Source organism: uncultured Nostoc sp. (assembly GCF_964245445.1).
Classification (GTDB): domain Bacteria; phylum Cyanobacteriota; class Cyanobacteriia; order Cyanobacteriales; family Nostocaceae; genus Nostoc.
Window position 1 is genome coordinate 1 of sequence record NZ_CAXTNE010000244.1, and the last position, 11,985, is coordinate 11,985.

Here is an 11,985-nt window from a genome sequence, read left to right on the forward strand (position 1 = left end):
GGGAGCTGGCGTTGCAGGGGAGGCAGGGGGAGAAGAATTATTAAACCAATGCCCAATGACCCAATGCCCAATGCCCAATGCCCAATGATTATTAAATACGCTAAACTCGAATTAGGCGAATCATCATTGGTTCGCCACAAGACTTCTTGGAAGATATACCTATCGCAGGAAGTGGGTCAGTGCCCACTTTTTTTATTGAATTCTCTCATGGCTCATCCTTTAGTTCCACAAATTATTGATTTGGCGACACCAGTGGCAGAAGAACTGGGATTGGAAGTGGTTGGCGTGGTTTTTCACACTAACCAAAGTCCACCAGTTTTGCGGGTAGACATTCGCAATCCTGAGCAAGACACCGGTTTAAATGATTGTGAGAGGATGAGCCGCGCTTTAGAAACCTCTTTAGATGCTGCCCAAATCGTTCCAGATGCATACGTCTTGGAAGTCTCTAGTCCTGGGATTTCGCGGCAACTGGTAACAGACAGGGAATTTATTTCTTTTAAAGGATTTCCTGTCATCATCTCCACTTCGCCACCCTATGACGGACAACCAGAGTGGACTGGTCAGTTGATTCGCCGGGATGAGACAGCACTTTACTTAAACCAAAAAGGTCGTGTAGTCGAAATTCCCCGCTCACTAATTACTAAAGTGCAGCTAGACGAGCGCCGATAAACAAAAGGTTAAGGCTTAGGAGTTAGAGACTAAAGCACCTTGGCTCAAGGTTAGAGGCTAGGAGCTAGAGGTTAGGGACTAGTGTAAAGCTATTCTCTAATCTCTGGCTCTAATGCGTAATTTTCAGTCCCCAGTCTCCAATCCCCAGTCCCCAGTCCCTAATTTTTAAAGGAGATTGCTTATGTCAATGGTTACTTTACCTGGATTAAAAGAATTAATTGAAAGTATAAGTCGAGAGCGGAATTTACCCCGTCTTGCAGTTCAATCAGCTATTAGAGAAGCACTACTCAAAGGCTACGAACGTTATCGTCGCGCCCAAAATTTAGAACGCAAACAGTTTGACGAAGATTATTTTGAGAATTTTGAAGTTGAACTCGATATTGAAGGAGAAGGATTTCGCGTTCTTTCCACCAAAACCATTGTCGAAGCAGTTAATAACACAGACCACCAGATTTCCCTAGATGAAGTTCAACAAGTCGCTCCCGAAGCGCAGTTAGGGGACTCTGTAGTGCTGGATGTGACCCCCGACCAAGGAGAGTTTGGTCGGATGGCAGCGATGCAAACCAAGCAGGTACTAGCGCAAAAATTACGGGATCAACAGCGCCAAATGGTACAAGAAGAGTTCCAAGATTTAGAAGGAACGGTACTGCAAGCAAGAGTCCTACGGTTTGAGCGACAATCAGTGGTTCTGGCAGTTAGCAGTGGCTTTGGTCAGCCAGAAGTAGAAGCCGAATTACCGAAGCGGGAACAGCTACCCAACGATAATTATCGGGCAAATGCCACCTTCAAGGTATATCTTAAAAAAGTCTCACAAGGTCAGCAACGAGGGCCACAGTTGCTTGTGTCTCGCGCTGATGCTGGGTTAGTGGTTTATCTGTTTGCCAACGAAGTTCCAGAAATCGAAGATGAAGTGGTACGGATTGTTGCCGTAGCGAGGGAGGCAAACCCCCCTTCCCGTTATGTCGGTCCCCGGACTAAAATAGCAGTAGACACCCTTGATCGCGATGTAGACCCAGTAGGCGCTTGTATCGGAGCCAGGGGATCGCGAATTCAAGTGGTAGTCAACGAATTACGCGGTGAAAAAATAGATGTAATTCGCTGGTCGCCAGACCCCGCAACATATATCGCTAATGCCTTAAGTCCAGCCCGCGTAGATGAAGTACGCTTGATGGACCCAGAATCCCGGCAAACTCACGTACTAGTGGCTGAAGACCAATTGAGTTTAGCCATAGGCAAAGAAGGACAAAATGTCCGTTTGGCAGCCCGTCTGACTGGTTGGAAAATAGACATCAAAGACAAAGCTAAGTATGACTATGCAGGAGAAGATGCCAAATTTCTGGCTGTAAGAACAAAATATCAATCAGAGGAATCAGAAGAAGACGATCTTGAATATGAGGAAGAATTCGAGGATGAAAATCAGGACGGATTAGAAGATGAGGATAGTTTTGACAATGACGATGATGAATAATTGATTAATTTTGTAAAGTTTTGATAATGTAGATTGTAGTCTCAGTCTCAAGGATTATTTTCTCAAAAGCTACTTGGTATAAGTAAAAAATAGTAATAATAAACTTCTTTTTACATCCAGAATGCTGGACTGAGATCACCCAGAAGCGATGAAACCAAATTATCGGCGCTGTATTAGTTGCCGGAAAGTAGGCTCAAAAGATGAGTTTTGGCGGATTGTCCGCGTCTTTCCATCGGGAAAGGTACAATTAGATCAGGGCATGGGGCGTTCTGCCTATATTTGTCCGCAAACGAGTTGCCTACAAGCAGCTCAAAAAAAAAATCGACTAGGGCGATCGCTACATGCATCAGTGCCAGAAACACTGTACCAAAGCTTGTTGCAACGTCTAGCCCAGAGCAATACCCAAAACCAAATTTAATTGGAACAACTTTGTAACGTCATTACCAGAGGAATTGTGCGAAAGCCGAAGTCGCGCTTTCATGACACCCTCTGTTGATCGTTAAGGTTAGTGCCAAAATAGTAAATGGGTGTAAAAGGCATTCGGCTCTCCAATAATTAAGAGGGGCGAGGCAAGATTCCCAGAACAAGACGTAATCGATTGTGTTGTGGAAGGCTCAGAATCACCAAAACAAGAAACTACAAAATGGCAACCTGGTAGCGCTCAGGCGCAGTTCGGCGTCAGGGGTTCCTATAAAAATCTTTTATTTAAAAAATTTTTATGGGTGTCCCTCAACCATCATTCCTGGTGGGGATGCCATTATTAAACCGAAACATCTCTCTTTCCTGATTGGAGGCACCGGCAAAAACTGAACGGCAGTCTAAAAACAGTAATCCAAGGATGGAGATGTCGCACTCCCAGGCAACCATCCGCTAAAACTGTAAATTAAAGGGGAAGAGTGGATGAACAACGGCAAAGTTAGAATTTATGAATTATCAAAGGAATTGAATTTGGATAACAAAGAGCTACTAGCAATTTGCGACCAGCTCAGCATCTCTGTCAAAAGTCATAGCAGCACGATTTCAGAATCCGAGGCAGAAAACATCCGCACGGCTGCAGAAAAACTCGCAGCGACGAATGTCTCTACCAAAAAGGAACTACGTACAACCAGCCATAAACCAAACTCACCACCAAACGGCGGATCTGCCCGACCTGCTGCACCCCACAAACAGCAAATTTTGGAAATACGCAAACCCAAAATATTGAGAAATACTACCTCCAACGCCCCAGAGGCGTCAGTTGCTACCAATACCCAAGCTGCCTTGTCTGAAGCTAATCCTCCCTCTCCACCACGACCTTTCGCTACACCAGTCTCACCCATGAAGCCGGCAGCACCAACTCGACCTGTGCCCCGGACTCAATCCGAGACTCAAGAGCAACCTCCTGTCACGGACTTAGAACAAACGCCAAATCCAAATCAGGCGTCGGAAAAAATAGCATCCCAAAAACCAGAAAAAATAGTTCCACCCAGACCGAAAGCGGAAAAACCGATCAAACCGCAACTAGTTGCCCCTCCGGCAAGACCTGCGGCAGAAGAAGCCCAGGTGGCAGATGAGCCAGTATCTCAGGCAGACAAACCGATCCTCAAACGCGACCAACGGCAACGGCCCGTCGAAGGCGATCGCGAACAAATTAAGCCAAGAGTTGCTAAACTGCCAACTGACCAGTCTGTGCAAGCTGCACCACAAAGAACAAGTCGTCCTACCCCTGCACCCACTAGACCAGAGCAGAGAGTCAATAGACCATCTGCACCATCACAACTAGGAGAGGGGCAACGACCCAGACCAGCCCGCCCTGGTGAAGCCGTAGCAGCCGCAATGCCGATCGCTACTCCACCCAGGCAGATGTCAGGAATAGCGGGCAAATCTCAAGGATTGGGTGATGAGCCAGTCGTAGCACCCGATCTCCTCGATTTGAAACGCCCAAGTCCACCTCGCCCCACCAAAGGCGGCAAAAAGTGGGTAGAAGAGGAAATAATTGACGAAGTTAAAGAGAAGGCGAAAGCTGGCGTTAAAGGCAAGCGGATCAAGCCGATATTGGATGATGAGTTTGAAGAAGATTTGCTAGATGATGACGATCTAGACTCACCAGCTACCGTCCAAGTCAGTCTTTCCATTGCCCGTCCTCCTAAACCCAAAGCGACTCGACCTGTGCAGATGCCAGGCGCAACCCTTGCTAACGCCCCAACTGCTAGAGGAAGTAGAAAGCCTGGTTCTAAATCTGGTTCTGGCCGTGACAATCAGAATAACCGTCGCCAACAAGAAGCCGATACAAAGCGTGACCGTCCCGAAAAGGTCGTGATCACAGGCCCGTTGACTGTGCAAGAACTGTCTGACGTTTTAGCCGTTCCCGATACAGAGATTGTGAAAATCCTGTTCCTCAAGGGAATGGCGGTGAGTATCACCCAAAATCTGGATATTCCCACAATTACCCTAGTAGGAAAAGAACTAGAAATAGAAGTCGAAACCGCCGAGCGAGAAGCAGAAGCTCGGAAAATTACAGAAATGGTCGGCGCAGAAGACCTAGAATATCTCCACCGCCGTCCACCTGTCGTGACAATTATGGGTCACGTAGACCACGGTAAAACAACCTTGCTCGACTCAATCCGCAAAACAAAAGTAGCTGCTGGCGAAGCTGGTGGTATCACTCAACACATTGGTGCATACCATGTGGATGTGGAACATGAGGGCAAGCCACAGCAGATAGTCTTCCTGGATACCCCTGGTCACGAAGCCTTTACAGCTATGCGGGCCAGAGGAGCGCGGGTAACAGACATTGCCGTGTTGGTAGTGGCTGCTGATGATGGTGTCCGTCCTCAAACCATTGAAGCCATTAGCCACGCCCAAGCTGCGGGAGTGCCAATTGTTGTTGCAATCAACAAAATTGACAAAGAAGGGGCACAGCCAGAGCGGGTGAAACAAGAACTCACCCAGTATGGTTTGACCTCAGAAGACTGGGGTGGTGAGACAATCATGGTTCCCGTGAGCGCCATCAGAGGTGAAAACCTGGATACGCTCTTAGAGATGATTCTGCTGGTAGCAGAGGTTGGAGAACTATCTGCCAACCCAGATCGTACCGCTAAAGGAACTGTTATTGAAGCACATCTGGATAAAGCTAAGGGAGCAGTTGCTACCCTGCTGATTCAGAATGGCACCCTGCATGTAGGAGATATCTTAGTAGCTGGTTCGGCTTTCGGTAAAGTCCGGGCGATGGTGGATGACAGAGGCAAGAGAGTAGATATTGCTTCTCCTTCCTTTGCTGTCGAGGTACTAGGTTTAAGTGATGTGCCAGCAGCAGGTGACGAGTTCGAGGTCTTCGAGAACGAGAAAGAAGCCAGAGCGCTTGCTAGCGATCGCGCAGACAGACAACGCCTATCCCGTTTGTTACAGGGTCGTGTTACCCTTACAACCTTGTCGGCTCAAGCACAAGAAGGCGAGTTGAAAGAACTCAACTTGATCTTGAAGGGAGACGTACAAGGTTCCGTAGAAGCCATTGTGGGAGCGCTCAAGCAAATCCCGCAAAACGAAGTCCAAATTCGGATGCTGTTGGCTACTGCTGGGGAAATCACCGAGACAGATATCGACTTAGCAGCTGCGAGTAACGCTGTAATTATTGGCTTCAACACCACCTTCGCTAGTGGCGCTAGACAAGCCGCCGATGAAGCAGGTGTAGATGTTCGTGAATACAACGTCATCTACAAACTCCTAGAAGATATTCAAGATGCCTTGGAAGGTCTTTTGGAACCAGAGTTGGTGGAAGAACCCTTGGGTCAAACCGAAGTCCGTGCCGTCTTCCCAGTCGGTCGCGGTGCTGTTGCCGGTTGCTACGTTCAATCTGGCAAGCTAATTCGCAACTGCAAAGTCAGGGTGCGACGCGGCGGTAAGGTGATCTTTGAAGGCGTCCTTGACTCCCTAAAACGGATGAAAGAAGATACCCGTGAGGTCAACGCCGGTTATGAATGCGGTGTCGGCATCGATAAATTCAATGATTGGGTTGAAGGTGACATCATCGAAGCCTATCAGATGGTTACGAAGCGCCGCACTCTCACCTTAACAAGGTAGTGTTAAGGGTAAAATGGTTAGAAGTTAGGAGTGATAAATTAGGAGTTAGGAGTTAAAGACTGCTAATTCCTAACTCCTGACTCTTAACTCATAACTTTTTATATATGCATTCATTTCGCTCTGAACCTATTTTGTGGATTCACGTCGCTGGATTAGCGACGTTGCCTGTTTTTTTAGTCCTCTGCTTATTTTTCCTGTCTGTAGGCGAGCCGTTTTTACCAGTGTGGATGGAGCTATTTTTAGTTGCTGCCATTGGTATTCTCCCTTTGCTATGGATGCAGTTGCGTCGCCCTTTTTATATATTTGCTCTTTTAGGAATAGCCCTAAAGCCAGAAAATCTCACCGAGCGGCAGCGAAAAATTCTCTGTTTAATTAATACAAAGTTAAATCGTATCTTGGCATTAGTGGCAGCAGTATTGTCGGTTTGGGTGCTGTGGCAGCTTTACCAAATTGCCCCATTAGTAGCAAATTCAGCTAAATTTCTCCCACAATGGCGCAGTGTTGCACTAGTGCTTGCAGGGTTAGCCTTTTTAGGCAGCAATCTATTTTTACAAATACCTGTGAGTGTAATGCGAGTTTTAGTGACTAATGACACAGAATTCGCTGGCATAGAGCCATTATCTTTAGAAAAGATTAAGCAGGATTTTACGATTTTAGGAGTACGGGTTAATCAAATCGTGCCCCGGTTATTGGAATCTTTGTTTAGGATTAATACAGATTCATAGCAGCCCATAAAGTATATTATTTAACTTTAAAGGGCTATAAATAAGTAGCACGGGGAGCAGGGGGAGCAGGGGAGAATATATTAATAACCAATGCCCCATGCCTAATGCCCAATTACCGTTGAAGTTAAAATAAAGGAATGAGAAACTATGACTCAAATTCCAGCTTCTAGCGATCGCCAATTTTCTGCTGATACTGAAATTTGGTATAGCCTCAAAAGCGCGATCTCGACTAGTTCCGGTTTTCAACGCTGGCAACTAGAACGCGATGCTCAATTACACGGAATTCGTTTGGAACAGCAGGTACAACGGTATTTAAGGGAAACTTTAGAAACTTTAGCCTACTGAACACCAAATAAATCTTGTAGGCTTGTTTGCAAGCGACGGAGTTGACGGTATGCACCCAGCAAGCGTTTTCCATCAACTTCGACTTCATTTGTGGGATAATTCTTAATAATTTCGATTAGCGACACCTGCCCGTCTTGACTCGCAGAAAGTACCAAAGCGGCTCGTAAAGCCTGCCGATCTGCTCTCCGAGACGGTGTATAAATAACTTGACTAATTTGATCCAAAATAATATTACCAATCCGGCTATTTAACACTCTATCTAAAAATACTAGGTTTACCTTCACCGGCTCTGTCAAATACTGACGGATGGCTTTGGGATCTTGTCGCGCCAAAGCAAAATTAACTCGTAGTGAGCGTGAAAGTTCACCTGTTTGGGCAAAGGTAGATAGCTCCTCTACTGAAAGTGATTCACGGAAGATACCATAGTTTAGCACCACTTGTTCCGCAGCAAAGACAGGCGGGGACAAAAGTAGAAGGCAGGTACTACCTACTAAAAGTAAGGCGCGACGCAGCCCCAAAAATTTAAAACGCATTTATTCCCATTTCCAATAGGTTTGCTTTTCCTGTGATAATATTGCAGGAACATTATTTGCAGCATCTAGCTTTAGGGAATACAAAAAAATAAATAATTCACTAGGCAGAATAAGCGCTTAGACAAGCCAGCGAGAGACTTGTTGAAAAAGAGAAAAGGGGCAGTTCTTGCTGGGAGCGGGGGGATAGAAAAGAATTGGGATTCGACCCTACCTGTAGTAGAGGCACAGAGAACACAGAGAGAAAGAGAGAAAGATTTTAAAACTTGGTTTACGAAGCATTGTTGACTTGACAGACCACTGGTAGAATTTTCTGAATAAAAAAATATAAATAATGTATAAGTTCTGTGATCTATCTAAGGAATTTAGCTGAATCAGTGCTAATCATCCAGTATAGTTTTGCATGGGTTTTACAGCAGCTACAAGGCTGCTTGCTACCTTTAACCTTGTTCGACACATCGTAATTCAGCACATCACAGACGGAAAAAATGAAATACCGGGGTTTTCACATTTCTCTAGCGGAGATTTTTCGCCTTCTTTCTAGCAGTCATCTCAGATATACTTTACGCGTGGGAGCCGGACTAACGGCAATGCTTGTTGTCTCTAGTGGGTTAATACTACTATCTGATGAGGTTAATGCTGATGCTACTCATCCAGAAGGTATAGCCCCAACTCTCACAGCACAAGCTCCTGCAACTGCCGCAGTGATTTACGTTAACCCAGCAACTGGTGCAGATAGTGCTGGTGCTGGTGCAACCTCAACTGCACCCTACAAGAGCATAAGTTTCGCTGTAAGTCAAGCCCAAGCAGGTGCAGTTATTCAATTAGCACCTGGGAACTATAACCAGGAAAGTGGCGAAACCTTCCCGCTTTTACTGAAACCAGGGGTGACACTGCGGGGTGATGAAGCTACTAAAGGTCAGGGGATACTGATTACAGGTGGAGGTTTCTACACTAGTCGCACCTTTGCCAGACAGGACATTACCATCCTTGCTGAACGAGATACCACGATCGCAGGTGTCACCGTCACCAACCCAAATAGCCGGGGTACGGCGGTGTGGGTGGAGTCAACTAATCCCATTATCAAAAACAGTACTTTTACTAACAGTGTCAGAGAGGGTGTTTTTGTTACGGGTACAGGCAATCCCACTATTGAAAGTAACCTCTTTGTGCAAAACAAAGGCAATGGAATTTCAATTGCTAGAGCTGCCCAAGGAGAAATTCGGAATAACTTATTTCAGGATACTGGTTTTGGTCTAGCCATAGGTGGCACTTCCACACCCCAAGTTGTGGAAAACCAAATCGTCCAAAACCAAGACGGTCTTTTTATCTCAGAGTCAGCGAAGCCCGTATTGCGTAAGAATGTCATTCAGAACAATAAGCGGGATGGAGTAGTAGCGACTGTCAACGCTCTACCCGATCTTGGCACTAACGAAAATCCTGGTGGAAATCTTATTCGCAATAACACTCGTTATGATGTGAACAACGCCACTAAAACCGGACAAATTGTCGCTGTTGGCAACGATATCGATCAGAAAAAGATTTTCGGCTCAGTAAATTTCGTTGCTGCAACTGTTAATGTACCGCCTGGAGGACCTGTCGCATTTAAAGATGTGCCAGCAAATTACTGGGCAAAAACCTACATTGAAGCTTTAGCCTCCCAAAATATTATTGCTGGCTTTCCTGATGGCAGCTTTAAACCCAATGATCCTGTAACCCGCGCTCAATTCGCCACTATAGTCACTAAAGCCCTAACACCACCAAACAAACGCGCAGCAATTAAATTTAAGGATGTAGCAAGCAATTTCTGGGCTAACGCTGCAATTCAATCTGCTTACCAAAGTGAATTTGTTTCTGGTTATCCTGATGGAACTTTTAAGCCACAGCAGCAAATTCCCAGAGTACAGGCGTTAGTAGCTTTAGCTAATGGTTTGGGCTTAACTGCGAGTAATCAGAATGTCCTTTCCTTTTACACTGATGCTGCCCAGATTCCTAATTATGCGATCGCTCCTATTGCTGCGGCAACTGCACGGCAACTAGTGATCAACTATCCCACAGCAAAGCAACTCAATCCTAATCGTGAAGCGACTAGAGCCGAAGTTGCTGCCTTTGTTTACCAGGCGCTCGTCAATGCTGGACGTGCCCAAGCAATTCCTTCATCTTATTTGGTAACAGTTCAGTAAATGCCTAGTACCGCATGGCGGAAGTCACGCATTCAAAAGGAGCCAGTGCGTTGGGCGGGCAATGCCCGACTTGAAGCAACTGGCGTTCAAAAGTCAAAAAGCTTATAAGGCAGACTTTTTGGCGATTTGGAATGGGTGGTTTATTTCCACCGTGCTGTACTAGTTAGCAAATTGGAAGCGCCAGACTGATAATTGTTAGTCTGGCGCTTCCAAAATTGTAAGCTTTTTAATTTTAGGGGTTTTTAAATATAAAATTTGGGGTCTTTAAATATAGCTGACCCCATTTGAATGTGATTGGTTTTATGGTCAGGGTCTTTATATTGGCTGACCCCGTTTCAACGATTTCTAGTTTCTCAGAAATTTTTGCTTTTTGATATTTCCTAATAATTTTTTTATTTTTTCTCTTTTCTCTTTTGATATTTTCATCTTCATCAAAGCATTAATAATTTGAAGAATTTAACGAAGTTGCAAGTCGCAAGTCGCAAGTCGCAAGTACAGTTTTGTAACGGGGATTTATGCCCCGCTCCAAAAACTTTTCGCCTTAAAAGGCGAGGTTTTAGATCCGATTGTTTCGATAAAGATATATAAAAGGAAAGCAATAAAAAATTAACCACTAAAATTTCTCCCTTTAGGAATTAGGATTTTTACCCGATTGGGTGCTTCGTTGCCGACGCTGTTCCCAGCGCCAGAGGAAGACCATTAGGGCAACGATTCCTAATTGGAGAGCTAAACTTGGTATTGCGCTCTCAACATTGCGTCCGGCAAGCACTTGGAAGAAAAAGACGAATGCGCCAATCGAGCCAGAAGCACCAAAAGTGATGTAAAAAAATTGTCGTAAGCCGCGATAAGGAGCGGCTATTTCTGCTTTGAGGCTGGCGTATTGTTCAGGGTTAAGGCGATTTTTGCGATTTTGATCTACCATGATTAAATCATGTTATACTCTTAGATTGTGTACGCCGATGTGGCTCAGTGGTAGAGCAGCTGATTCGTAATCAGCAGGCCGTGGGTTCAAATCCCATCATCGGCTTTGATGAAAGTATTGTTCAATATTAGAGTTTGACATAAATCAAGTGTACAGTGACTAATTATTCCTCGTCGGTGACAGATTAATGTGGTAGTGACAAATTATTGTCATCAAACCTAGGAATTTGCTTCGGTATGTATTAGTGACAAATTATCAAAACAGAATTCAGGAGTCAGGAGCCAGAATGGGCTAAACCTTAGCTATCCGCTAACAGAATTGAATTCTGTGATTTAACACTCCTACTCCCATTTTCAAGCTAGGTGGATTATTGCAGCAAAGGAGTTGTGCCATTACCGTTAGTTGAGGCATTCGCAATTGCAGCTTGAGTAGGTTGAGTAGTAAGAACCGCTACAACTGGAGTAACTTTTGAACTAGATTGTTTACTTCGTTTTCGATTAGAGCCGCCAGCCTTGGAATACTCTATACTGTTTCTGCCGTAGACAGTTGCAACTCCACTTAGCATTCGTTCAGACATTTCGGAGAGGGCTTTATCCATCTGGCTTACTGTTTTACGCGATTCTTCCAGATTGGAAACCAGCGTATTATTAGCTTCTAGCATCGCACGGGTAGTGTTGATTAGGTGGTTGTAAGCTTCAATGGTTAATCCATGTCCTAAATCCAGATTTCCATCAATAGATTTAAGCAAGGCGAGACGAAGTTGGGCTTTGTCAATAGCAGCAGAACCACGAGTTTTTAAAGACATGAGATATCCTTTTTTTAATTCCTTTTTCAAGATAGTGGAGTATCCTTTTGCCTGAGATGGGTAGTTTTGTGGATTTATCTCATTAAAAGTTTAATGAAATAATTACGAGTTTGCCTGTGTTTTTACTCATTTTTCATATCGATTTGTTGTTTTAGAATAAGTATAATTAGCAACAGTAATCACAAAATCAATAAATGCGTACCCCGAAATAACAAATGCGTACTCCGAAATAACAAATGCGTACTCCGAAATAACAAATGCGTTGGCGTAGCCCGCCGC

10 protein-coding genes and 1 tRNA gene are annotated in these 11,985 nt (G+C 44.9%); 8 read left to right on the top strand and 3 right to left on the bottom strand.

Annotated elements, in window-relative coordinates; genetic code table 11:
• The first annotated feature begins 207 nt into the window (after nucleotides 1-207).
• The 6 genes from rimP (at nucleotide 208) to ACFE90_RS29595 (ending at nucleotide 7,266) form a co-directional block, all read left to right on the top strand.
• Nucleotides 208-669: a ribosome maturation factor RimP gene (rimP, locus tag ACFE90_RS29570; RefSeq protein ID WP_375505943.1), complete on the top strand. Its 462-nt coding sequence runs from the start codon at nucleotides 208-210 to the stop codon at nucleotides 667-669.
• Nucleotides 670-850: 181 nt separating this feature from the next.
• Entirely contained in the window at nucleotides 851-2,137 is a 1,287-nt protein-coding gene (gene nusA, locus ACFE90_RS29575; protein ID WP_375505935.1) for a transcription termination factor NusA, read from the top strand.
• 148 nt (nucleotides 2,138-2,285) lie between these two features.
• Nucleotides 2,286-2,555 carry a YlxR family protein gene (locus ACFE90_RS29580; protein WP_229482756.1) on the top strand — a complete coding sequence of 90 codons (270 nt, stop codon included), beginning with the start codon at nucleotides 2,286-2,288 and terminating at the stop codon, nucleotides 2,553-2,555.
• A gap of 482 nt (nucleotides 2,556-3,037) precedes the next feature.
• Nucleotides 3,038-6,196 (top strand): translation initiation factor IF-2, encoded by a 3,159-nt coding sequence (gene infB / locus ACFE90_RS29585; RefSeq protein ID WP_375505936.1) that lies wholly within the window; start codon nucleotides 3,038-3,040, stop codon nucleotides 6,194-6,196.
• 104 nt (nucleotides 6,197-6,300) lie between these two features.
• On the top strand, nucleotides 6,301-6,921 hold the full coding sequence (locus tag ACFE90_RS29590; protein ID WP_375505937.1) for a low-complexity tail membrane protein: 621 nt from the start codon (nucleotides 6,301-6,303) through the stop codon (nucleotides 6,919-6,921).
• A 147-nt stretch (nucleotides 6,922-7,068) separates the two neighbouring features.
• Nucleotides 7,069-7,266, top strand: coding sequence for a hypothetical protein (locus ACFE90_RS29595; protein ID WP_375505938.1), 198 nt, complete (start codon nucleotides 7,069-7,071; stop codon nucleotides 7,264-7,266).
• Here the strand turns inward: ACFE90_RS29595 and ACFE90_RS29600 are convergent.
• Nucleotides 7,260-7,799, bottom strand: a complete 540-nt coding sequence (locus tag ACFE90_RS29600; protein ID WP_375505939.1) for an alpha/beta hydrolase — start codon at nucleotides 7,797-7,799, stop codon at nucleotides 7,260-7,262. The genes ACFE90_RS29595 and ACFE90_RS29600 overlap by 7 nt on opposite strands.
• Before the next feature lie 485 nt (nucleotides 7,800-8,284).
• On the opposite strand from ACFE90_RS29600, the gene ACFE90_RS29605 reads away from it, so the two are divergent.
• Nucleotides 8,285-9,979 (top strand): DUF1565 domain-containing protein, encoded by a 1,695-nt coding sequence (locus tag ACFE90_RS29605; protein WP_375505940.1) that lies wholly within the window; start codon nucleotides 8,285-8,287, stop codon nucleotides 9,977-9,979.
• Between the two features lie 628 nt (nucleotides 9,980-10,607).
• On the opposite strand, the gene ACFE90_RS29610 is transcribed toward ACFE90_RS29605, so the two are convergent.
• Complete coding sequence (locus ACFE90_RS29610) at nucleotides 10,608-10,901, bottom strand: DUF3493 domain-containing protein (RefSeq protein ID WP_375505941.1); 294 nt, start codon at nucleotides 10,899-10,901, stop codon at nucleotides 10,608-10,610.
• 33 nt (nucleotides 10,902-10,934) lie between these two features.
• On the opposite strand from ACFE90_RS29610, the gene ACFE90_RS29615 reads away from it, so the two are divergent.
• Nucleotides 10,935-11,006, top strand: a tRNA-Thr gene (locus tag ACFE90_RS29615).
• A gap of 262 nt (nucleotides 11,007-11,268) precedes the next feature.
• Here ACFE90_RS29615 and ACFE90_RS29620 read toward each other — a convergent pair.
• Nucleotides 11,269-11,706, bottom strand: a complete 438-nt coding sequence (locus ACFE90_RS29620) for a hypothetical protein (protein ID WP_375505942.1) — start codon at nucleotides 11,704-11,706, stop codon at nucleotides 11,269-11,271.
• Nucleotides 11,707-11,985: the final 279 nt, after the last annotated feature.